The organism is Methylobacterium sp. J-078 (genome assembly GCF_022829285.1).
Taxonomy (GTDB): domain Bacteria; phylum Pseudomonadota; class Alphaproteobacteria; order Rhizobiales; family Beijerinckiaceae; genus Methylobacterium.
In genome coordinates this window covers 194600-216570 of sequence record NZ_JAKSYI010000060.1, presented here as the reverse complement: position 1 = coordinate 216570, position 21971 = coordinate 194600, and the positions used below count along the sequence as shown (strand labels likewise).

Annotated in this window: 24 protein-coding genes and 2 tRNA genes; 15 read left to right on the top strand and 11 right to left on the bottom strand. The window is 69.4% G+C overall.

The genetic code is table 11. The features are described from left to right. Nucleotide 1: 1 nt before the first annotated feature. The 4 genes from cobT to MKK58_RS09135 form a co-directional block, all read right to left on the bottom strand. A complete protein-coding gene (gene cobT, locus MKK58_RS09150) occupies nt 2-1903 on the bottom strand; it encodes a cobaltochelatase subunit CobT (RefSeq protein ID WP_243911770.1) in 1902 nt (633 codons plus the stop codon). Continuing rightward, a complete protein-coding gene (locus MKK58_RS09145) occupies nt 1900-2406 on the bottom strand; it encodes a DUF29 domain-containing protein (RefSeq protein WP_243911769.1) in 507 nt (168 codons plus the stop codon). Before MKK58_RS09145 ends, cobT begins: the two co-directional genes overlap by 4 nt. Before the next feature lie 22 nt (nt 2407-2428). Further along, entirely contained in the window at nt 2429-3412 is a 984-nt protein-coding gene (cobS, locus tag MKK58_RS09140; protein ID WP_243911768.1) for a cobaltochelatase subunit CobS, read from the bottom strand. 238 nt (nt 3413-3650) lie between these two features. Then, a complete protein-coding gene (locus MKK58_RS09135) occupies nt 3651-4280 on the bottom strand; it encodes a J domain-containing protein (protein WP_243911767.1) in 630 nt (209 codons plus the stop codon). A 128-nt stretch (nt 4281-4408) separates the two neighbouring features. On the opposite strand from MKK58_RS09135, the gene MKK58_RS09130 reads away from it, so the two are divergent. Beyond that, nucleotides 4409-4693 (top strand): BolA family protein, encoded by a 285-nt coding sequence (locus MKK58_RS09130; RefSeq protein ID WP_243911766.1) that lies wholly within the window; start codon nt 4409-4411, stop codon nt 4691-4693. Between the two features lie 12 nt (nt 4694-4705). Beyond that, nucleotides 4706-5125, top strand: a complete 420-nt coding sequence (gene arfB, locus MKK58_RS09125) for an alternative ribosome rescue aminoacyl-tRNA hydrolase ArfB (RefSeq protein ID WP_238275440.1) — start codon at nt 4706-4708, stop codon at nt 5123-5125. Between the two features lie 9 nt (nt 5126-5134). Here the strand turns inward: arfB and MKK58_RS09120 are convergent, their stop codons facing one another. Then, nucleotides 5135-5872 (bottom strand): YoaK family protein, encoded by a 738-nt coding sequence (locus MKK58_RS09120; protein ID WP_243911765.1) that lies wholly within the window; start codon nt 5870-5872, stop codon nt 5135-5137. A 167-nt stretch (nt 5873-6039) separates the two neighbouring features. Further along, nucleotides 6040-7002, bottom strand: coding sequence for a methyltransferase domain-containing protein (locus MKK58_RS09115; protein WP_243911764.1), 963 nt, complete (start codon nt 7000-7002; stop codon nt 6040-6042). Nucleotides 7003-7043: 41 nt separating this feature from the next. Here MKK58_RS09115 and MKK58_RS09110 point away from each other — a divergent pair, with 41 nt between their 5' ends. The 5 genes from MKK58_RS09110 to MKK58_RS09090 all read left to right on the top strand — a co-directional run bounded on the left by MKK58_RS09110 (nt 7044) and on the right by MKK58_RS09090 (nt 11632). Next, on the top strand, nt 7044-8087 hold the full coding sequence (locus MKK58_RS09110) for a ligase-associated DNA damage response exonuclease (protein WP_243911763.1): 1044 nt from the start codon (nt 7044-7046) through the stop codon (nt 8085-8087). Continuing rightward, nucleotides 8084-9946: a cisplatin damage response ATP-dependent DNA ligase gene (locus MKK58_RS09105; RefSeq protein ID WP_243911762.1), complete on the top strand. Its 1863-nt coding sequence runs from the start codon at nt 8084-8086 to the stop codon at nt 9944-9946. Before MKK58_RS09110 ends, MKK58_RS09105 begins: the two co-directional genes overlap by 4 nt. Next, the gene (locus tag MKK58_RS09100) at nt 9943-10413 is read left to right on the top strand and encodes a secondary thiamine-phosphate synthase enzyme YjbQ (protein ID WP_243911761.1); all 471 of its coding nucleotides are present in this window, start codon (nt 9943-9945) and stop codon (nt 10411-10413) included. The genes MKK58_RS09105 and MKK58_RS09100 overlap by 4 nt, the downstream gene beginning before the upstream one ends. 143 nt (nt 10414-10556) lie before the next feature. Then, entirely contained in the window at nt 10557-10844 is a 288-nt protein-coding gene (locus MKK58_RS09095; protein ID WP_243911760.1) for a hypothetical protein, read from the top strand. A gap of 131 nt (nt 10845-10975) precedes the next feature. Next, nucleotides 10976-11632, top strand: coding sequence for a cyclic nucleotide-binding domain-containing protein (locus MKK58_RS09090; protein WP_243911759.1), 657 nt, complete (start codon nt 10976-10978; stop codon nt 11630-11632). 14 nt (nt 11633-11646) lie between these two features. Here the strand turns inward: MKK58_RS09090 and MKK58_RS09085 are convergent, their stop codons facing one another. The 4 genes from MKK58_RS09085 to MKK58_RS09070 all read right to left on the bottom strand — a co-directional run bounded on the left by MKK58_RS09085 (nt 11647) and on the right by MKK58_RS09070 (nt 12786). Further along, nucleotides 11647-12090 carry a CAP domain-containing protein gene (locus MKK58_RS09085; RefSeq protein ID WP_243911808.1) on the bottom strand — a complete coding sequence of 148 codons (444 nt, stop codon included), beginning with the start codon at nt 12088-12090 and terminating at the stop codon, nt 11647-11649. A 221-nt stretch (nt 12091-12311) separates the two neighbouring features. After that, nucleotides 12312-12527: a hypothetical protein gene (locus MKK58_RS09080; protein WP_243911758.1), complete on the bottom strand. Its 216-nt coding sequence runs from the start codon at nt 12525-12527 to the stop codon at nt 12312-12314. Between the two features lie 79 nt (nt 12528-12606). Then, a tRNA-Asp gene (locus MKK58_RS09075) sits at nt 12607-12683 on the bottom strand. A 26-nt stretch (nt 12684-12709) separates the two neighbouring features. Next, nucleotides 12710-12786, bottom strand: a tRNA-Asp gene (locus MKK58_RS09070). A gap of 307 nt (nt 12787-13093) precedes the next feature. Here MKK58_RS09070 and rpmI point away from each other — a divergent pair. The 6 genes from rpmI (at nt 13094) to MKK58_RS09040 (ending at nt 19548) form a co-directional block, all read left to right on the top strand. Continuing rightward, nucleotides 13094-13297, top strand: coding sequence for a 50S ribosomal protein L35 (rpmI, locus tag MKK58_RS09065; protein ID WP_018044555.1), 204 nt, complete (start codon nt 13094-13096; stop codon nt 13295-13297). A 48-nt stretch (nt 13298-13345) separates the two neighbouring features. Beyond that, the gene (rplT, locus tag MKK58_RS09060) at nt 13346-13717 is read left to right on the top strand and encodes a 50S ribosomal protein L20 (protein WP_055955353.1); all 372 of its coding nucleotides are present in this window, start codon (nt 13346-13348) and stop codon (nt 13715-13717) included. 253 nt (nt 13718-13970) lie between these two features. Then, a complete protein-coding gene (gene pheS, locus MKK58_RS09055; RefSeq protein WP_243911757.1) occupies nt 13971-15053 on the top strand; it encodes a phenylalanine--tRNA ligase subunit alpha in 1083 nt (360 codons plus the stop codon). 102 nt (nt 15054-15155) lie between these two features. After that, nucleotides 15156-17579 (top strand): phenylalanine--tRNA ligase subunit beta, encoded by a 2424-nt coding sequence (gene pheT / locus MKK58_RS09050; RefSeq protein ID WP_243911756.1) that lies wholly within the window; start codon nt 15156-15158, stop codon nt 17577-17579. Between the two features lie 15 nt (nt 17580-17594). Further along, nucleotides 17595-18437: a DUF1186 domain-containing protein gene (locus MKK58_RS09045; protein WP_243911755.1), complete on the top strand. Its 843-nt coding sequence runs from the start codon at nt 17595-17597 to the stop codon at nt 18435-18437. 343 nt (nt 18438-18780) lie between these two features. Continuing rightward, nucleotides 18781-19548 (top strand): Bax inhibitor-1/YccA family protein, encoded by a 768-nt coding sequence (locus MKK58_RS09040; RefSeq protein ID WP_243911754.1) that lies wholly within the window; start codon nt 18781-18783, stop codon nt 19546-19548. Between the two features lie 116 nt (nt 19549-19664). On the opposite strand, the gene MKK58_RS09035 is transcribed toward MKK58_RS09040, so the two are convergent. After that, a complete protein-coding gene (locus tag MKK58_RS09035; protein WP_243911753.1) occupies nt 19665-20039 on the bottom strand; it encodes a DUF2794 domain-containing protein in 375 nt (124 codons plus the stop codon). Between the two features lie 393 nt (nt 20040-20432). On the opposite strand from MKK58_RS09035, the gene bluB reads away from it, so the two are divergent. After that, nucleotides 20433-21065: a 5,6-dimethylbenzimidazole synthase gene (gene bluB, locus MKK58_RS09030; protein ID WP_243911752.1), complete on the top strand. Its 633-nt coding sequence runs from the start codon at nt 20433-20435 to the stop codon at nt 21063-21065. Between the two features lie 248 nt (nt 21066-21313). After that, entirely contained in the window at nt 21314-21787 is a 474-nt protein-coding gene (locus MKK58_RS09025) for a L,D-transpeptidase (RefSeq protein WP_243911751.1), read from the top strand. Nucleotides 21788-21971: the final 184 nt, after the last annotated feature.

The window sequence follows — 21971 nt, the reverse complement described above, 5'->3', positions numbered from 1 at the left end:
CCTAGCGCCGTCCGCCCGCCGCCCTGCGGCGCGGTGCGGCGGCGCCTGCATCCTCCTCGAACAGTTCGGCGAGCTTTTCCGTCATCGCGCCGCCGAGCTCCTCGGCGTCGATGATGGTCACGGCCCGGCGGTAGTAGCGCGTCACGTCGTGGCCGATGCCGATGGCCAGCAGTTCCACCGGCGAGCGGGTCTCGATGTCCTCGATCATCCAGCGCAGGTGACGCTCGAGATAGTTGCCGGGGTTCACCGAGAGCGTCGAGTCGTCGACCGGCGCGCCGTCCGAGATCACCATCAGGATCTTGCGCTGCTCCGGTCGCGCCAGCAGGCGCTTGTGCGCCCAGTCCAGCGCCTCGCCGTCGATGTTCTCCTTGAGCAAGCCCTCGCGCATCATCAGCCCGAGGTTCTTGCGAGCGCGCCGCCAGGGGGCGTCCGCCGACTTATAGACGATGTGGCGCAGGTCGTTGAGGCGGCCCGGCGTGTTCGGCTTGCCGCCGGCCAGCCACGCCTCGCGCGACTGTCCACCCTTCCAGGCCCGCGTGGTGAAGCCGAGGATCTCGACCTTGACGCCGCAGCGCTCCAGCGTGCGCGCCAGGATGTCCGCGCAGGTCGCCGCCACGGTGATCGGGCGCCCGCGCATCGAGCCGGAATTGTCCAGCAGCAGGGTCACGACGGTATCGCGAAAATTCGTGTCCTTCTCGCGCTTGAAGGAGAGCGGCTGGAACGGGTCGGTGACCACGCGCACGAGGCGTGCGGGATCGAGCTGGCCCTCTTCGAGGTCGAAGTCCCAGGCGCGGTTCTGCTGGGCCAGCAGCCGGCGCTGCAGCCGGTTGGCGAGGCGCCCCACCACGCCCTGGAGATGGGCGAGCTGCTTGTCGAGGTAGGTGCGCAGGCGCGCGAGCTCGTCCGCGTCGCAGAGGTCCTCGGCGTGGATGATCTCGTCGAAGCGCGGATTGAAGACCTTATACTCGGGCCCGCGCGGCTCGTTGGTCTTCTGCGACGGCGGCCGCCACGCTTCCGAGGCTTCCTCGGAGTCGGCGTTCTCGGCCTCGTCGGGCAATTCGCCGGAGGGCGCGTCGGCGGCCTCGGTGGCGCCTTCCTGCAACTCGTCGGTCGCCTCCTGCGAGGTCTCCATCTCGGAGCGGTCGCCCTGGGACTGCTCCTCGGCCTCGCCCTCGCTCGGGGTCTGCTCGTCGTCCTGTGCCTCGTTCTCGTCCTCGTTCTCGTCGTCCTCGGGGTCGAACGGCGTCTCGTCCGCCATGTCCAGGGAGGTGAGGAGGTCGCGCACCGAACGGGCGAAGGCGCGCTGATTCTCGATGGCACCGATGAGGCCGTCGAGGTTCGGGCCGGCCTTCTCCTCGATATGCGGGCGCCAGAGATCGACGATCTTCTTGGCGGCCGCCGGGGGCGCCGCCCCGGTCAGGCGCTCACGCACCATCAGGGCGACGGCATCCTCCATCGGAGCGTCGGCCCGGTCGGTGATGTCCTCGTACTTGCCGCCGCGATGGTAGCGGTCCTCCAGCATCGCCGAGAGATTCGAGGCGACGCCGGCCATGCGCCGCGAGCCGATCGCCTCGACCCGGGCCTGCTCGACGGCGTCGAAGACCGCGCGGGCCCCGGCATTCTCCGGCGCGAGGCGGCGGTGCACGGCGACGTCGTGGCAGCCGAGGCGCAGGGCCATCGAATCGGCGTTGCCACGCAGGATCGCGACGTCCTCGGGCGTCAGCTTGCGCGGCGGCTCGGGCAGGCGTGCCTTGTCGCCGGTCAGGGCCGGCCGGTCACTGGCATAGACCACCTCGATCTCGGCGCGCTTGGCGATGGCGCGCAGGCACCCCGCCACCGAGCGCTTGAGCGGTTCGGCGACGGGCTCGCGCCGGTCGCCGGGCTTGCGGTTGGAGATGCTCACGGGCGCTGCTTCTTCACCGAATCGAAATCGAAGGGGCGGTTCAGGATGTCGTCCCACGCGTATGGGCATTCCGCCGGAAACTCATCCGGCGGAATGTGGGTCTCGTCCGAGGCCCAATCGCGCGCGTCGGGATAAGCGTGACGCAAGGCCTCGTCGATACGAGGCTTGAGGCCCGGATTGGTCGCCAGGATTCGCGCGTAGCGCCGCCGCTGCTCGCGAATTGAGAAGATCCAACTCGGCGTGCGATGCTCGGGCTGCTGGTCCCATTTCAGCATATGCATGACGAGAACGCGCAAGGAGCTCTGAAGCTTGGCGAACTCGCTCTTCGACAATCCCTCCAGCTCCTCGGCGATATGTTCGATGTCGAGCGCATCGACCCGTCCGGCCCGGAGCAGCGCGACCTGCTCCTCCACCCAGGTGTAAAGGTCGTCCTCGTAGCGTGTCCGAGCCGAGATGGCTGCCCCACCTTCGGTCGGTTCGCCCTTCAGAGCCGGCTCGCCCATCGCGTCCTCCGCTCAAAAACCCCTAGCTCAGCGCGACGTTCGACGCGCTCTCCGGCAAGTCCTTGCCGAAGGCGCGCTGGTAGAACTCCGCCACCAGGGTCCGCTCCAGCTCGTCGCACTTGTTGAGGAAGGTAACCCGGAAGGCGAAGCCGATATCCTTGAAGATGTCGGCGTTCTCGGCCCAGGTGATGACCGTGCGCGGGCTCATGACCGTGGAGAGGTCACCGTTCATGAAGGCGTTGCGGGTCAGGTCCGCGACCCGAACCATGCGGTTGACGATGTCGCGGCCGCCGTCGCGCTGGTAGTGCGCCGCCTTGGAGAGCACGATGTCGACCTCGCGGTCGTGGGCGAGGTAGTTCAGGGTGGTGACGATGGACCAGCGGTCCATCTGGCCCTGGTTGATCTGCTGGGTGCCGTGATAGAGGCCCGACGTGTCGCCCAGACCCACCGTGTTCGCCGTGGCGAACAGGCGGAAGGCCGGGTGGGGGCTGATGACCCGCTTCTGGTCGAGGAGCGTCAGCCTGCCCGAGAGTTCGAGCACGCGCTGGATCACGAACATCACGTCGGGGCGGCCGGCATCGTACTCGTCGAAGACGAGCGCGACGTTGTTCTGGAGAGCCCACGGCAGGATGCCGTCCTGGAAGGCCGTGACCTGCTTGCCGTCCTTCACCACGATCGCATCCTTGCCGACGAGGTCGATGCGCGAGACGTGGCTGTCGAGGTTGATCCGGATGCAGGGCCAGTTCAGGCGCGCGGCCACCTGCTCGATATGGGTCGACTTGCCGGTGCCGTGATAACCGGTGACCATCACGCGGCGGTTGCGGGCGAAGCCCGCCAGGATCGCCAGGGTGGTCTCGCGGTCGAAGATGTAGTCCGGATCGAGGGTGGGCACGTGCTCCTCGCTCTGCGAGAAGGCGGGCACCTGAAGGTCGAGGTCGATGCCGAAGGCCTCGCGCACGGAGACGGTCCGGTCGGGCAGCGAGGCGGGCGTGACGTCAGAAAGCATAAGGACCTCGTCGGAGCGCGGGTGCCGGGTCTTCAGGCACGAACCGCGCAGGCTGTGTCGGGTTCTGGTGTCCGCCGGCTCGATTTTCGAGCCGCGCGCGACCGCCATCTAAGGGTCGGCGCCGGGAAGCGCCAAGGGACTTGGCCACGATATAGGGCCTCGCGCGGCAATTGCCCCCCATCGAGACCGATCGGGGCGGTGAAAACCTGCATCGATCGTGCCGTGGGGACGCGGCCGGTCAGCAAAGGCCCGCGGCGCGCAGGGCGTCGTGAGCCCGGATGATGTCCCGCAGCCGCTCCTCGAAGGAGCGGTCGCCGCCGTTCGCGTCGGGATGGAAGCGCTTCACCAGGACCTTGTACTGCGCCTTGATCGCGGCGGAATCGGCGTTCTCGTCGAGGCCGAGCACGTCGAGGGCCTTGAGGGTGGCGGCCGAGTGCCGTGGGCGGCGCGGCTCGGGCGCCTTGCGGCGCGCGGTCTCGCCGACGCCCTCGGCGCGCAGGATGTCCAGCGGGTCGACATAGGCCCAGTCGCGCTTGGGAGCGCCCTTGCCCTTGGCGCGAACCTCGGCGGTCGCGGGGTTCACCCCCATCGCCCAGGTCGGGCGGTGCCCGATGATCGCGTCCTTCTGATAGGCCTGGACAGCGGCATCGTTCATGCCGTCGAAGTAGTTGTACGTGGCGTTGTAGGCGCGCACGTGATCCATGCAGAAGCGCCAGTACTGCCCCTCTGCCTTGCGGCCCTTGGGCGCGCGGTAGAGCCCGGCATTCTTGCAGCCCGGGGTCTCACAGGTCTGGGCTGCGGCCGTCTTCGGCTCGTCGCAGGACGGCTTGATGCGGATGCTGTCGAACAGGGGCGAGTTGAGATCCATGATGGGGCGATTATGAGGGGGCGGTTCGCAGACACAAGAGCGGCGGGCCTGATGCCGCATGCGGCCGCCGGGGGTTGACGCGTGAGACCGGACGAAGGCTCCCGCGCCGGGACAATGGAGACGCCGACATGAGCGAGACCGGAACCCTGAAGGCGTGGATCGCCGAGACGCTGCAGGCCGAACTGGCGCCTCAGGTTCTCGAGGTGATCGACGAATCCCACCTGCACGCGGGCCATTCGGGCGCGCGGCCGGAGGGCGAGACGCACTTCCGACTGAATGTGGTGGCCGCCGCCTTCGAGGGGAAGAGCCGGGTGGAGCGCCACAGGCTCGTCAACGCCGTCCTCGATCCGGCCTTCAAGCGAGGCCTGCACGCGCTGGCACTGCGCGTCCGCACGCCCGCCGAGGCCGTCTGAGGATCCCCCGCCGTGGCCCTGCAATGCACGCCCCACATCGCCATCGACGAGGCGGAGTTGGAGGAGACCTTCGTGCGCGCCTCCGGCCCCGGCGGGCAGAACGTCAACAAGCTCTCCACGGCCGTGCAGTTGCGCTTCGACGCCCGGCGGTCGGCCTCCCTGCCGGACGCCGTGGCCGTGCGGCTGATGCGGCTCGCGGGCCGGCGCCTCACCGTCGACGGCGTCATCGTCATCAGCGCCCAGCGCTTCCGGACGCAGGACCGCAACCGGGCCGATGCCCGCGAGCGGCTGGCCGAGCTGGTGGCCGAGGCGGCGGTGCCGCCGACGCCCCGGCGCGCTACGCGCCCGACGCTCGCCTCGAAGAAGCGCCGCCTCGACGACAAGTCGAAGCGGAGCGCCACCAAGCGCCTGCGCGGGAGCGGCGTCGACTGAGCCGGCGACTCAGATCTTGGCCGCCGCCGTGCCGTCCGGCGGGTGCGTCTCGACCTCGCCGCTGACATAGGCGCTGCCGGGCTTCATGATCGTCAGCACCAGGGCGATGAGGGCCAGGAGCGCCGAGACGGCGGCCGGGAACAGGAAGGCGTCCTCGCCGTACCGTAGCTGCAGGAAGCCGCCGATCACCGCGCCGGTGCTCAGCGCCGCCCAGAGGGGGGCCTGAATCCAGAACGAGGGCGCGACGGTGCCGAGCATCAGGTTCGCGAGGCCGGTGCCGAAACGCACCACCGCGCCGGTGACGTAGGTCAGCGCGAGGCTGCGGCCGCCCTCGTCCTGCAGGGTCGCGTTCTGGAGGCCGAGCGCGATCACGATGGGATAGGCGTGGAGCGGGAACGCGAAGGTCCCGTGGGGCACGATGAGGCCGATGGTGAGCAGCACCGATTGCAGCAGCAGCAGCACCGAGAGGCGCCAGCGCCCGACCCACGCGGCGATGAGCGTGCCCGCGAAGGCCCCGAAGCAGAACAGCACGATGACGGAAGCGACGCGCGAGGTGCTCTCCCAGTCGAACCGGCTCACCGAGACGCCGAACCGCGTCGTGTTTCCGCTCATGAAGGACATGAACAGCTGCGAGAATTCGAGGAAGCCGATCGAATCGGCGCAGCCCGCCACCGCCGAGAGCGCCAGCGCGAAGGGGATGCGTGTCGCGGCGCTCGCGGGAAACGACTTGTTCTGCGTCTCTGCCATAGGTTTGCTAATCCTCCGTCCCGTGTGGCGGCTGAACTACGGTGGCGTAAGGCCGGTACGCCCGGTGCGGAGCCGGACCTCGCGCAGAGGCCGCGGGCGGGGTGCACCGATGCGTCCGGGGCAACAGTCACGCTCCCGTTTGGTTCAACCGCGTCGTGCGCCAGCGCTCAAGGGCGGCAACGGAAACGTGAACGGTCCGGACGCCGGGCCACGATCACCCGGCCGGGCACGTCGACGCCGTTCTCCCGCCGCGCGACGGCCGGCGCGAAGCGTTCGAGGTCGAGGCCCGCCGCCGCCAGGGTCTCTCGCACCAGGGCGTCGCCGTGGGCGTAGCGCGCATCCGGTCCCAGGATCAGCCCGTCGCCGGAATGCGACTGCACCGTGAAAGCGAAGCGTCCGCCGGCACGCAGGACGCGGGCGCTGCCGGAGACCATGCCTAAGACGTCGCCCACGTAGATCATGACGTCGGCGGCCGTGACGCAGTCGGCCGAATCGGGGTCTTCGGCCGCGAGCGCCGCGATCAGCTCGCCCTCCACCAGCCGGTGATAGAGGCCGCGCCGCCCGGCCTCGGCCAGCATGCCGGGCGAGAGGTCGATCCCGGTCAGGTGTTCCGGGCGGCCGGCGAGGGCGGCTCCGACGAGCCCCGTGCCGCAGCCCAGATCGATCACCCGCCCGAGGGGCGCCCCCGGGCCCGCCACGGCGTCGAGGGCGTCGACCACGAGGCCGTGCCCGCGATAGGACAGGCCCTCGACGAGGTGGCGGTCGAAGCGCGGCGCGTAGGCGTCGAACAGCGCCCGGACGTAGCCCGGCGATATCGCGGTGACCGCGTCACCGGCACCGATCCGCACCAGGGCGAGGCGGGCGCCCTGCGCATCCTCGGGGTCGATGTCGAGGGCGGCGGCGTAGGCGCGCAGAGCCGCGTGGTGGTCGCCCGCCTGCCCGCCCCGCAGGTAGCGGGTCTCGCGGGCCCGGCCGAGGAGGAACCAGGCCGGGGCGAAACGCGGGGCGATCTCCAGGGTCTGCTCGGCCATCTCGGCGGCGGCGTCGGGATCGCCGTCGTCGAGGCAGCCCTGGGCGTAGTCGTAGCGCCGGTCGGCACGGAGGTCGCCGGAGGTGATCGTATGGGACATGAGGCTGCGCGGGTGCGTCGGGCGCCCTATATGGCGCGCCAATGAGTTTCAGCGCCAGCGATCTTCTCACCCTGACCCGCGAGGGCCTGTACTGCCCCCTCGGCGGCTTCCATGTCGACCCGACCTGGCCGGTCCCGCGCGCCCTCATCACCCACGGGCATGCCGACCATGCCCGGGCCGGCCACGGCCGGGTGCTGGCCACGGGTGAGACCCTGCGGATCATGGCGGTGCGCTACGGGGCGGATTTCTGCGAAAGCCGCCAGGAGGCGCCCCTCGGAGAGGCGATCCGGATCGGCGACGTCACCGTGCGCTTCGCGCCGGCCGGGCACGTGCTCGGCTCGGCCCAGATCGCGATCGAGGCGCAGGGCGTCCGGGTTGTCGTCTCGGGCGACTACAAGCGCGCCTACGACCCGACCTGCCTGCCCTTCGAGGTGGTGCCCTGCGACGTGTTCATCACCGAGGCGACCTTCGGTCTGCCGGTGTTCCGGATGCCGGACACCCGCGACGAGGTTAGAAAGCTCCTCGATTCCGTGGCCCTGTTCCCCGAGCGCGCCCACATCGTTGGCGCCTACGCGCTGGGCAAGGCGCAACGCGTGATGGCGCTCCTGCGGGAGGCCGGCTACGACCGGCCGATCTACCTCCATGGTGCCATGGAGAAGCTGACCGAGCTCTACAAGCGGGAGGGCATTCCGCTCGGCGAGACCCCCAAGGTCGTCGCCGCCGAGCGCGGCAAGCTCCACGGAGCCATCGTGCTCTGCCCGCCCTCCTCGATCCAGGACGTGTGGTCGCGCAAGTTCCCCGACCCCGTGACCTCCTTCGCCTCGGGCTGGATGCGGGTGCGGGCCCGGGCGCGCCAGAAGGGCGTCGAGCTGCCGCTCTGCATCTCCGACCATTCGGACTGGCCGGACCTCTGCCGTACGATTCTGGAGACCGGGGCCGGCGAGGTCTGGGTTACGCACGGGCAGGAGGACGCCCTGGTGCATTGGTGCGGGACGCAAGGCATCAAGGCCAAGCCGCTGCACCTGCTGGGCTACGGCGACGACGGTGAATCCGAGCCGGCCGCCGCAGCGGAGGAGGCCGCGTGAACGATTTCGCCCACCTCCTCGACCGCCTCGCCTACGAGCCGCGCCGCAACGCCAAGCTGCGCCTGTTGCAGGACTATTTCACCCACGCCCCCGACCCGGAGCGCGGCTACGCGCTCGCCGCGATGACGGGCGGCCTGACGTTTCGCGAAGCCAAGCCCGCGATGATCCGGGGCCTGGTCGAGGCGCGGGTCGACCCGGTGCTGTTCGGGCTCTCGCACAACTACGTCGGAGATCTGGCCGAGACCACGGCCCTGATCTGGCCGGCGCACGATTCCCCCTCCGCGAATGACGGCGGCTTATCCGCATCGGGCCGGCAGCGCGGGTCCCCTCTCCTGGAAGGAGAGGGACAGGGTGAGGTGCGTGGATCATCCGGAGAGGGCACACACCTCACCCCAACCCTCTCCTTCCAGGAGAGGGAGCCTCTCGCGGGCGCTCCCATCGGCCACAACAACCCGCCGCCGCACGTGCCGACGCTGGCTGAGGTGGTCGAGACGCTCGGCACCGTGAAGAAGGCTGACCTGCCCGCCCGCATCGCCGAATGGCTCGATGCGCTCGACGAGACCGGGCGCTGGGCGCTCCTGAAGCTCATCACCGGGTCGCTGCGCGTCGGCGTCTCGGCCCGGCTCGCCAAGACCGCCATCGGGGCCCTCGGCGGCCACGAGGCCGATGCGGTCGAGGAGGTCTGGCACGGGCTGGAGCCGCCCTACGCCACCCTGTTCGCCTGGGTCGAGGGCCGGGCCGAACGGCCCACCACCCTGAACCCGGCCCCGTTTCGGCCGCCCATGCTCTCCCACCCCATCGACGAGGCGGGCGACTTCGAGAAGCTCGACCCGGCGGCGTTCTCCGGCGAATGGAAGTGGGACGGTATCCGTGTCCAGCTGGTCGGTGGCCGCGACGCGGACGGCGCGCAAGTCGCCCGGATCTACTCGCGCACCGGCGAGGACATCTCCGGCGCCTTCCCGGATCTGGCCGAGGCCATCACCTTCTCGGGCGCCATCGACGGCGAATTGCTGATCCTGCGCGAGCAGCGCGTGCAGAGCTTCAACGTGCTCCAGCAGCGCCTGAACCGGAAGGCCGTGACCCCGAAGCTCCTCGAAGAATTCCCCGCCCATGTTCGCGCCTACGACCTGATGCAGGCCGGGGGCGAGGACCTGCGCCCGCTGCCCTTCACCGAGCGCCGGAGCCGGCTGGAGGCCTTCGTGGCCGCACTCGACCACGCCCGGATCGACCTCTCGCCCCTGGTGCCGTTCGCGACCTGGGAGGATCTGGCCGCCGCCCGCGCCGACCCGGCCGCCGTGGGGGCGGGCGCAGATGCCGACGCCATCGAGGGCATCATGCTGAAGGCCCGCGACAGCGCTTACCTGCCCGGGCGCCCCAAGGGTCCGTGGTGGAAGTGGAAGCGCGAGCCGTTCCGGGTCGACACCGTGATGATGTACGCCCAGCGGGGCCACGGGAAGCGCTCGTCGTTCTATTCCGACTACACCTTCGGGGTCTGGCGCGCGCGGGAGGACGGCGCGCCCGAGCTGGTGCCCGTCGGCAAGGCCTATCACGGCTTCACCGATGCCGAGCTGCAAAAGCTCGACCGCTACGTCCGCAACAACACAACCAAGCGCTTCGGCCCGGTGCGCGAGGTCGCCTACGGCCTCGACCACGGCCTCGTGCTGGAGATCGCCTTTGAGGGCGTGCAGCGCTCGACCCGGCACAAGTCCGGGGTCGCCATGCGGTTTCCCCGGGTGGCGCGCATCCGCTGGGACAAGCCGGCGGCGGAGGCCGACCGGATCGAGGCCTTGGAGACCATCCTGGCGCGGGGGATCAGCGAGATCGCGCCGGGCGAGACCCTGAAGGAGGTGGGCGCATGAGGCATTCGGGCAAGATTGGCGCGCTGCAGGGCTTGTCCGCCGGCCCGATCGCGCGACAGGCCGGCGCCACGTTCACGGTGACGACGCCGGGGCAGGGTTTTACGGACATCACCCGGGCGGTCGCGGACTTCCTGGGCCAGAGCGGCATCGCGACCGGCCTCGTCACCGTGTTCTGCCGGCACACCTCGGCCTCCCTGACGATCCAGGAGAATGCCGATCCGGACGTGCAGACCGACCTCCTCACCGCCCTCGACGGTCTGGCGCCGCGCCATGCCGGCTACGTGCACGGCGCCGAGGGGCCGGACGACATGCCCGCCCACATCCGCACGATGGTCACGGATGCGACCCTCGGCGTGCCCGTCGTCGGCGGACGCCTCGCCCTGGGAACCTGGCAGGGGATCTACCTCGTCGAGCACCGCGACCGGCCGCATCGGCGCGAGATCGTCCTGCACGCGCTCGGGGCGTGAGCCCACCTCGCTCGGGAAACCCCGGGCGGAACGCGCGCGAGGCCGGATTGACCTTCGGCCGACGGGCGGGCAGAGGGGGGCTCGGAGCCCTGGATGCGCCGGTGCGGCGTGAGGGCCGGTCGTCCCCATCGCAGAGGTGTCCCGTGGCGGATGAAACGGACGACCCGACGACCCCCGTGCGGGCCTTCCCGCCGCCCTGGATCGTGACCGAGCGGACGGCAGGCTTCTGTGTCGAGGATGCGGACGGCCTCGCCGTCGCCTGGACCTACTTCTCCGACGATGCGGACCAGCGCGCCACCGCGGGCCTGATGAGCCGCGCGGAGGCGCAGCGGATCGCCAAGGCGGTCGCGATGGTCCCCGAGATGCGCACGATCATCCGCTCGCTGCAGGATGGCTTGGCCGAGGCGGATGCCGACGGACCGCAGGCCTGACCCCATGCGGTGCGTGCCTTGCGTGCGTGCCTTGCGGGAATGTCGGGCTTCTGCGAGGGCGGTCGGACACGATCGACCGGGCCCGAGAATCGCGGGCCGGGAACCGGAGGCCATGAACCGGAGGCCATGACATGAACGGGCTCAACCTCGATTGGGTCGAGGCCATCGGATATCTCGGCACCGCGCTCACCATCACCGCCTCGGCGATGACGACCATGATTCCGCTGCGGATCATCGCCCTGGTCGCCAGCGTGGCGGTCATCACCTATGGCGGGCTGATCGGAAGCTGGCCCGTCGTCCTCACCGAGGCGATCCAGATCCCGTTCAACGCCTTCCGCCTTTGGCAGATGGTCCGCCTCGTGCGGCAGGTCGAGACGGCGGCCAACGGCGACCTCTCCCTCGACTGGCTCAGGCCCTTCGGAAACACGATCCGCTTCAAGGCCGGACAGACCGTGTTCCGCAAGGGGGAGGATGCGAACGAGATGTACTACGTCGAGGGCGGCGCCTTCCGCATTCCCGAATACGGGATCGAGGTGCGGGCCGGCGGCGTGGTGGGCGAACTCGGGCTGCTCTCGCCGGGCAACACCCGCACCGCCTCCCTGGTCTGCGTCGAGGCGGGCCAGGCGCTGCGGATCTCCTATTCGGAGGTCAAGCAACTCTACTATCAAAACCCGGAATTCGGCTTCTACTTCCTCAAGCTCACCAGCGAGCGCCTGTTCCAGAGCGCCCAGGAGCGCGCGCAACCCCTGCATCAGGCCGCGATCCCGGCTGGCAGCGAGGCGCTCTGAGCCTCGCCGAGGCTTCAGCCTCCGGCCATTACCAGCGCCCAGAAGCGCTTGTAGCGGGTGCCCGGCGCATCGACTCGCGCGATGCCGACGCGCTTCAGCTGGGGCATGAGCATATTCTTGTTGTGCTCGGGCGAGGCTTTCCAGCGGGCCAGCACCTCGTCGAAGGTCGCCGAGCCGGCGCTGAGGTTCTCGGACGCGTAGGTCCGGCCGAAGCCGGCCTCCGCCATGCGAGCATTGAAGGTGCCACCGATCTCGTGGCTCAGCCGGCCGGCCTTCGCGTTCGTGCCGGCCTGGTAGGAGGCGGCCCGGATCAGGCTCGAATCGATGACGACCGGGCCGAGCCCGTGCTGCGCGCGGTAGCGCGAGATCGCGGCGGCGGCCGCCTGCTCGTCGAGGATGACGAGACTCGTGGGCTGGTCCGGGACGAGGAGGCTCGGCGCGCCGCATCCCGCCAGCATCAGCAGGACGGACAGGCCGATGACGGTGCCCCCGAAGCGGGCGCCGCGCGAACTGGGACGAAGGGGAGGGGTAGGGACGTTGCGCATCGATGCGGGCGGATCTCGGAGGGGCGGCTGGGCGTCCCTCGCCTTGCCCTCCGATACGGCGAAAACACGGCGTCATCGTCCCGCTTGCGCACGGGCTCCGGCCCCTGTGTCCTGGGCACCACGGGAGATCGGCGTCAGATCCGCGTCCCACGGTCGCGCAAGGGTGCGCCGCAGCGCCACCCGGTGATGCGGAACTCGGGGTGCGTGCCGATCCACCGTGCGAGCTGCGGCTGGGCGACGTGCAGGCAGGCCGGAGCGTCCTCCACGTCCAGGGCGAGTTTCAGCGATTCGCAGGTGTCCGGCGCGCGGGCGAGGCAGGCGGTGAAGTACAGGAAGAACACGCCCGACATCCGTCGCCCTCCGGCAAGATCCAGAGGAAGAGAGTAGGGCTCCAGGCTTGAATAGCGAGATGGGAGGGCCGGAAAGCGATGGCGCGGGCGACGGGACTCGAACCCGCGACCTCCGGCGTGACAGGCCGGCACTCTAACCGACTGAGCTACGCCCGCATCCAATATTCGGGCTAAAGGTGACGTGGCGCGGGCGACGGGACTCGAACCCGCGACCTCCGGCGTGACAGGCCGGCACTCTAACCGACTGAGCTACGCCCGCTTGACGTCCCGCCCCGTTTCCGGCGGTGTCGGGGGTGTAGGTTCAGTGCCCTGGGCTGTCAAGCAATCCCGGGGCGCATTCGGCCGGGAATTTCCGGCGCCTGCCTTCGCCCCGGACCGCGGCCGGGAACCTGGCCAGGAACCTGGCATTGAACCCGCGTCTCTTTTCTGTCATACGCCACCTCGCGTTGAACCGCCCGGCCGATCGGGCTGCCGTGGCGGTTCGTGCTGCTCCATCAGAAGCATCAACCGAGCGCATCTCTTCGATCCGAACCGGATCGGAGCCGCTGCGCGTTCAGGAGAGCCAAATGCCCAAGCTGAAAACCAAGTCGGGCGCGAAGAAGCGCTTCAAGATCACCGGCACCGGCAAGGTCATGTACGCCCAGGCCGGCAAGCGCCACGGGATGATCAAGCGGACGACGAAGCAGATCCGCAACCTGCGCGGCACCACCACCCTGTTCGAGGGCGATGCTGCCAACGTGAAGAAGTACTTCCTGCCCAACAGCCGGTAAGCCTTCACGACGCCGACACTGCTTTTTTCGTAATCCAGGAGAACTCCCATGGCCCGCGTCAAGCGCGGCGTGACCAGTCACGCGAAGCACAAGAAAGTCCTTAAGGCCGCCCGTGGTTATTACGGCCGCCGCAAGAATACGATCCGGATCGCCAAGCAGGCGGTCGAGAAGGGCATGCAGTATGCCTACCGCGATCGGAAGAACAAGAAGCGCACGTTCCGCGCCCTCTGGATCCAGCGCCTCAACGCCGCCGTGCGCGAGCATGGCCTGACCTATTCGCGCTTCATCAACGGCCTGTCGAAGTCCGGCATCGAGGTGGACCGCAAGGCTCTGTCCGAGCTCGCCATCCACGAGCCCGCCTCTTTCGCGGCGGTGGTCGAGCTGGCCAAGGCCGCTCTCCCGGCTGCCAAGGCAGCCTGAGCCTCGGACTGTCCGGGGCGAGCCAGGCTTCGCCCCGGTCGAGCACTGATCTTCACGAAAGGCGCGGCGCCCCTGAGGGCCCCGCGCCTTTCGCGTTTCCGGTCGCGATGCTTTTTGGCCGATCGGCCGGGATTTTCCGGAGGCGACCGCTTGCATTGCGGGGCGCGACCCGCAAAACCCCACGCGACATCCGAATGACCGAGCCCGGCCGATCCCTCCCGATCGCCGCCGCCGCAGCCGGTGAGTTGAACCGATGACCGATCTCGACACCCTCGAAGGCGATTTGCTGCGGCAGGTCGCGGACGCGTCCGACGAGGCCGCGCTGGAGGCCGTGCGCGTCGCGGCGCTCGGCAAGAAGGGGTCGGTCTCCGAACTCCTGAAGACCCTCGGGGCGATGACGCCCGACGAGCGCAAGGCGCGCGGCCCCCTCATCAACGGCCTGCGCGACCGGGTGCAGGGTGCGCTGGCGACCCGGCGCGAGGCCCTGGCGGAGGCGGCGCTGGCCGCCCGCCTCGCGGCCGAGCGCATCGACGTGACCCTGCCGGTGCGCGAGGCGCCGGAGGCGCGCGGGCGCATCCACCCGATCAGCCAGGTCATGGACGAGATCACCGCGATCTTCGCCGATATGGGCTTCTCGGTGGCCGAAGGCCCCGACATCGAGACCGACGACTACAACTTCACCGCCCTCAACTTCCCGCCCGGCCACCCGGCCCGCGAGATGCACGACACCTTCTTCCTGGCCCCCGACCGCAACGGGCAGCGCAAGGTGCTTCGCACCCACACCTCACCGGTGCAGATCCGGACCATGCGGACGCAGGCGCCGCCGATCCGGGTGATCTGCCCGGGCCGGACCTACCGGCACGATTCCGACCAAACCCACACGCCGATGTTCCATCAGGTCGAGGGCCTGGTCATCGACAAGGCCGCCAACATCGCCAACCTGAAATGGGTGCTGGAGGAGTTCTGCCGCAGCTTCTTCGAGGTCGAGGCGGTGAAGATGCGCTTCCGGCCCTCGTTCTTCCCCTTCACCGAGCCCTCGGCGGAGGTCGACATCCAGTGTTCGCGGAAAGGCGGCGAGATCCGCTTCGGCGAGGGCACCGACTGGCTCGAGATCCTCGGCTGCGGCATGGTCCACCCCAACGTGCTGCGCAATTGCGGCCTCGATCCCGACAGCGTCCAGGGCTTCGCCTTCGGGGTGGGCATCGACCGCATCGCGATGCTGAAGTACGGCATGCCGGACCTGCGCCCATTCTTCGAGGCGGATGTGCGCTGGCTCGACCATTACGGCTTCCGGCCCCTCGACATTCCGAGCCTGGTCGCTGGGCTGACGAGCTGACGCGCCGTCCAGGTCCGGTGGAACCGGGCCTCACCTCTCCATCCTGATGGGCGACGGATCCTCCCGCGCGGACGGGTCCCGGGTCGCCGAGGGACGCAAGCAATGAAATTCACCCTCTCCTGGCTCAAGGACCACCTCGACGCCGAGGCCTCCCTGGACACCATCGCCGAGACGCTGACGCGGATCGGCCTGGAGGTCGAGGGCATCGAGGACAAGGCCGCGAGCCTGAAGCCCTTCGTGGTCGCCCAGGTGCTGACCGCCGAGCAGCATCCGAACGCCGACCGCCTGCGCGTCTGCACGGTGGATGCCGGCGACGGCCGTCCGGTGCAGGTGGTGTGCGGGGCCCCCAACGCCCGGGCCGGGATGAAGACGGTGTTCGCCCCGCCCGGCACCTACGTGCCTGGGCTCGACAAGACCCTGGCGGTCGGCACCATCCGCGGCGTCGAGAGCCTGGGCATGCTGTGCTCGGGGGCCGAACTCGGCCTCGGCGAGGAGGCGAACGGTATCCTCGATCTTCCAGAGGACGCGCCCACGGGCCAGCCCTACGCCCTCTACGCCCGGCTCGACGATCCCGTCATCGAGATCAATCTCACGCCGAACCGGCCCGACTGCACCGCGATCCACGGCATCGCGCGCGATCTCGCCGCCACCGGCCTCGGCGGCCTCAAGCGCGAGCCGCAGCCGCCGGTACGCGGGGAGGGTGCTTGCCCCGTGACGGTCACCCTCGATTTCGAAGCCCACGATCGGGGGCTGTGCCCCTACTTCACCCTGCGCCTCGTGCGCGGCGTCAAGAACGGCCCGTCGCCGGACTGGATGCAGAGGCGCTTGCGCGCCATCGGCCTGCGCCCAATCAACGCGCTGGTCGACATCACCAATTACCTGACCTTCGACCGGGGCCGCCCCCTCCACGTCTTCGACGCCGCCAAGGTGCAGGGCGGCCTCGTGGTGCGCCGCGCCCAGGAGGGCGAGACCCTGAAGGCCCTCGACGGGCGGACCTACACGCTCACCGGCGACAGCGTGGTCATCGCGGATGCCAACGGGCCGGAATCTATCGGCGGCATCATCGGCGGCGAAGCCTCCGGCTGCGACGCGGACACCGTCGACGTGCTCATCGAATCGGCCCTCTGGGACCCCGTGAACATCGCACAGTCCGGCCGGCGCCTCGGCATCATCACCGATGCCCGCTACCGCTTCGAGCGCGGCGTCGATCCGGCCTACACCCTGCCGGGCCTCGACCTCGCCACCCGTCTCGTCCTCGAGATCTGCGGCGGCACGCCGAGCGAGCCCGTGATCGTGGGCGAGCCCCCGGCCACCGAGCGCGTCATCGACTTCCCCTGGACCGAGACCCGCCGCCTCGCCGGCATCGAACTCTCCCGCGCCGAGATGAAGGTGACCCTGGAGGCGCTGGGCTTCCACGTGGCCGGTACGGGCGACCGCGTGAAGGTGCTCACGCCCTCCTGGCGCCCCGACGTGGAGGGCAAGGCCGACCTCGTCGAGGAGATCGTGCGCATCGCGGGCCTCGACCGGATCGAGCCCAAGCCCCTGCCGCGCATCGAGGCGGCCGTGGGCAAGCCGGTCCTCACCGTGATGCAGAAGCGCACCCGGCAGGCCAAGCGAGCGCTCGCCAGCCGCGGCCTCGTCGAGGCGGTGACCTGGTCGTTCATCCCGCACGACGATGCCGTGCTGTTCGGCGGCGGCGGCGCGGACCTGGCCCTCGCCAATCCCATCGCGGCCGACCTCTCCGACATGCGCCCGAGCCTCGTGCCGGGCCTGCTGCGCGCCGCCCAGCGCAACGCCGACAGGGGCAGCGCCGACGTCGCGCTGTTCGAGGTCGGCCAGTGCTTCGCCACCGACCAGCCCGAGGGACAGACCATCCGGGTGGCGGCGATCCGCCGGGGCAGCGCGACCCATGCGGGCGCCGGCCGCCACTGGGACGGGGGCGCCGGCGCGGTCGACGCCTTCGATGCCAAGGCCGACGCGCTGGCACTCCTGGCTGCCCTCGGGGTTCCGGCCGGCGGCCTGCAGGTCGTGGCCGGAGGTCCCACCTGGCTGCATCCCGGCCGCTCGGGCACCCTGCAGTTCGGACCGAAGAACCCGGTCGGGTTCTTCGGCGAGGTGCATCCGCGCGTGATGAAGGCCCTCGACCTCAAGGGCCAGCTCGTCGCCTTCGAGATCACCCTCGACGCGGTGCCGCTCCCGAAATACCGTCCGACCAAGGTCAAGCCGGCCCTCGCCCTGTCCGACTTCCAGCCGATCTCCCGCGACTTCGCCTTCGTGGTCGGTCGCGACGTCGCCGCCGGGGACGTGGTCAAGGCGGCTCAAGGGGCCGAGCGCAAGCTGATCACCGGGATCGACGTGTTCGACATCTACGAGGGTGTCGGCATTCCGGAGGGTTCGAAGTCGGTGGCGATCGCGGTGCGGCTCCAACCCGTGGAACGCACCCTGACCGATGCCGAGATCGAGGCGGTGACCGCCCGGATCGTGGCCGAGGTCGGCCGCAAGACCGGCGCGACTCTGCGCTCCTGACACGGAAAGCCACAGATGCTCGACCCGGAACTCGTCTCCGCGCTCTCGGCGGCCAAGTACCTTCCGTCCTCCGAGATGCGCGCGGCGCTTGCGGAGCCGAGCAGTATCGCCGACGCGGTGCTCGACGTGTTGGGCCGGGTCGCCGATGGCGGGGAGATCGACGATTCGGAGTCCAACCTGCTGTTCTGGGGCCTGCACGTTCTGGCTGGCGCCCGCGAGACGCGGGTGTTCAGGCCGCTGGTGCGGATGCTCCGCCTGGACGGCGAAACCCTCGACCTGCTTCTCGGCGATGCGCTGACCGAGACGCTGGCTAGGATCCTCGTGAGCGTCTTCGACGGCGACATCGCGCCGCTCGGTGCCCTGCTGGTCGACAGCACGGGCGACGGCACGGCGCGCTACGAGGGCTTCACGGCCCTAACTTACCTGACGCAGACCGGGCGGGTTCCCCGCGAGCAGACACGCGACCTGCTCGTGCGCTTCGACGAGAAGCGCGCTGCCGTCGAGGGCGACATCGCCTGGGCCGGCTGGGAGGAGGCCATCGCGCTCCTGGGCCTGCGCGAGCTGGAGCGCCGCGTTCAGGCGGCGCGCCGCGAGGAGCGCCTCAGTGACGAGTTCAGCGATCCGCCCTGGTTCGCCAAGACCCTGCGGCACGCGGAGGCGCGGCCCGACGACCTGACACGCTTCGATGCCCACCGCTTCGGGACCCTGGACGATCCCGTCGCCGCTCTGGCCTGGACCGCCGAGGGCGTCGGTCAGCCCGTGCGCAACCCGTTGAAGAATGTCGGTCGCAACGATCCGTGCCCTTGCGGCAGCGGCAAGAAGTTCAAGAAGTGCTGCCTCGACAAGGTCGCTTCCTGACGCGGAACCGGACCGTCGCCACCGACGCGCGGCGGCTTGGCCGGCCGAATTCCGCTTAGGCGAGTTCACCCGTCGGCGCCCGTGGCGAACCGGTAGCGCGCCGTGGTTGATCGTGAACATTCTGTAATTATCGATGGGTCAGGGAGCGTTTTAATCCCTGTCGGAGCGAACAAAATACCAGCATAGCGGGGTGCGATTTGGCCCCTCCAGCCTTGGCCGCCCCCTTGTGCGGGACAGCGTGACCGAACATATTTCGGTGCGAGGCGTCGCATGGCGCCAGAGGTCGTGTGCGTGAGCCTCATTCCGAAATCACACGCTGAGAGAGCTTCCAAGGGAAACTCCCATGGCATTCGATAACAGCCCCTTCCGGTACGGCGCTCAGCCGACCGGGTACGCCGGCAGCCAGGTCGAGATCGACCAGGGCCTGCGCACCTTCATGCTGGGCGTCTACAACAACATGGTCATCGGCCTCGGGATCTCCGGTCTCGTGGCGCTGGGCCTCAATATGGCCGCCGTCGCACAGACCGCGACGGGCCGCGTGGCGCTGACCCCGTTCGGCCAGCTCCTCTACACCAGCCCGCTCAAGTGGGTGATCATGCTGGCGCCCCTCGCCTTCATCTTCATCTTCTCGATGCGGATGGACCGGATGTCCGCCGCCTCGGCGCGCCTGACCTTCTTCGCCTTCGCGGCGGTGATGGGCGCCTCGATGTCCTCGCTCCTGCTCGTGTTCACGGGTGCGAGCGTCGTGCGGGTGTTCTTCATCACGGCGGCGACGTTCGGTGGCCTCAGCCTCTACGGCTACACCACCAAGCGCAGCCTGTCGGGCATGGGCTCGTTCCTGATCATGGGCCTGATCGGCCTCATCATCGCCTCGCTGGTGAACATCTTCCTCGCCTCTTCGGCGCTTCAGTTCGCGATCTCGGTGATCGGCGTCCTGATCTTCGCGGGCCTCACCGCCTACGACACGCAGAAGCTCAAGGAGATGTTTCTCTACAGCGGCGCCGATGCCGAGGGCGCGGCCAAGCTTTCCGTGAACGGTGCCCTGACGCTGTACCTGGACTTCATCAACATGTTCCAGATGCTGCTCTCGCTCCTCGGCGACCGCCGCTAAGCGACCCGGTCACTGATCACGAATGAAGAAGGCCCCGGCGGGACACCGCCGGGGCCTTCTTGCTGTCCGGCGTTTCAGGAACCGGCGCGCCGCCGCTCTGCGCAGGGCGTGGCCGGTCAAACGGCCCGTAAGGGCGGCTCCAGCACGGCCAGCACCCTGGCGAGGTCGGTGCCGCGCTTCATCACCAGCCCCGAGGCGGCCACCACCGCGTAGGCGCCCTGGCGGCGGGCGAGCTTCGGGTCCTTCTCGACGCGGTAGAGCGGCATCTCCGAGCTGCGGCGGTAAATCGAGAACACCGCCTTGTCGCGCCGGAAATCGAGGGCGTAGTCACGCCATTCGCCCTGGGAAACCATCCGTCCGTAGAGGTTGAAAATGGTGCGCAGCTCGGCGCGGTCGAAGGCGATCTGCGGGGTCACCGGCGCTGCGGGGAAGGGGATGACCCGGGCGGGAGGCTCGGGCGATCGCGGGTCGGCACCGGTTCTCTCGGTCATCGTCGCTCCTGGTCCGAGTCTGGATCGTCATCATGGTGTCGCGCCAGAGCCCCCGCAAGGGTGCCGAATCAGTGCGCGGAGCGGAAACACATCATCATGATTTCGCCGTCATCAGGCCCCGCGCCGGCCTTGATGAAAAGCGATCCCTGTGGCCGAAACTTCGTCGGCCCTGTTCCCGGTGCGGCGTCCGATCCTACCGGCTCCCCAGCTCTTCGGCCGGCGACCGGCTTGGCAGGACCGACATTCCAGAGGTTTCGAGACCCAAGGACTTCAGGCCGCCTCCTCGGAGTGCGGCCCTTTTTTTGTCCCTTGTTTTGTCCCTTGCCGGATGAGCCGTCTCCGGCGAGAAACGCCCGCGCGACGAACGGGGCGGCTCCCCGCGGGGGACGGATCGTGGTCAGCTTCGATGCCGCTTTTCGCGAGACGCTCGCGGAACTGTTCGCGTGGCGCCGCGACGTGCGCCGCTTCCGGCCCGATCCGGTGGACGAGTCCCTCCTGCGCGCCTGCCTCGACCTCGCCACGCTCAGCCCGTCCGTGGGCAACAGCCAGCCCTGGCGCTTCGTGCGGGTCTCCGATCCGGTCCGGCGGGCCTGCGTGGTCGCGAGCTTCGAGCGCTGCAACGCTGAAGCCGCCGCCGGTTACGAGGCCGAGCGCCGGGAGGCCTATGTCCGGCTGAAGCTCGCGGGCCTGCGCGAGGCGCCCGTCCACCTCGCGGTATTCTGCGACGAAGACACGGCGACCGGTCACGGCCTCGGCCGCACCACCATGCCGGAGATGCTGCGCTACTCGGTCGTCACCGCGATCCAGACCTTCTGGCTCGCCGCTCGCGCGCAGGGACTCGGCGTGGGTTGGGTCTCGATCCTGGAGCCGGATACCGTCTGCGAGACCCTCGCGGTGCCCTGTGCCTGGCACCTCGTGGCTTATCTCTGCGTCGGCTATCCGGTGGAGGAGCATGCCGATCCGGAACTCGTCCGGCACGGCTGGCAGCCGCGCCTCGGGAACGGCATGCCGCTGATCGAGCGCTGATCGCCACCCGGCCGTCGATCCCCGCAGGGTCAACGAACCCTGAAAGCAACGCTGCGGCTTTGTCCTGAAAGACGCGCCATCGCTTTACCGCATCCGGCGATACACCTCGGATAACCCCAAGTCCCCGCGTCGCTTTACCGGAACGACAACCCCGCCCTGCGGATTATCGGCGGGCCAAACGGTCACGCTTACGGGGATGTCGGGTCATGGTGCGTCAGGGAATGGGATCTATACTCGCGGCGGGCTTGATGCTCAGTCTGGGCGTTTCGGGAGGATCGGCCCTGGCCCGCGAGGTCGTGGCCTTCCAGGACGGTGTCATGCCCGGCACCATCGTGGTGCGGACCTCGGAGCGCCGGCTCTACCTCGTCAACGGCGACGGCACCGCGATCCGCTATCCCGTTGCCGTGGGCAAGCCCGGCAAGCAATGGAGCGGTGCCACCCGGATCGACGGGAAGTACGTCGAGCCAGCCTGGGCTCCGCCCCGCGAGGTCAAGCGCGACAACCCGCGCCTGCCCGCCGTGATCGCTGGCGGCTCGCCCTCCAACCCGATGGGTTCGGCCGCGCTGACCCTCGCGGGCGGCGAGTACGCCATTCACGGGACCAACCGCCCGAACTCGATCGGAACCTACGCGTCCTACGGCTGCATCCGCATGTACAATCAGGACGTGGTCGACCTCTACGAGCGTGTCTCGGTGGGCACGCAGGTCTACGTGACCCGCTGAGGAACCTTCCCCGCCGGCCGTGCAGGCGGCTGCGAGCATCACGGGATGGCACGCAGGGGAGGAACTCGCCACGGGCGGGACCAAGCGCTTGCCATCACCGGCGTGGAAGCGCGATGCGACAGAGCGGACGGTTCATCGTGCCGTACCCGGCTCCATTGGGTCGATCCGAGCGCTTCCCGCATAT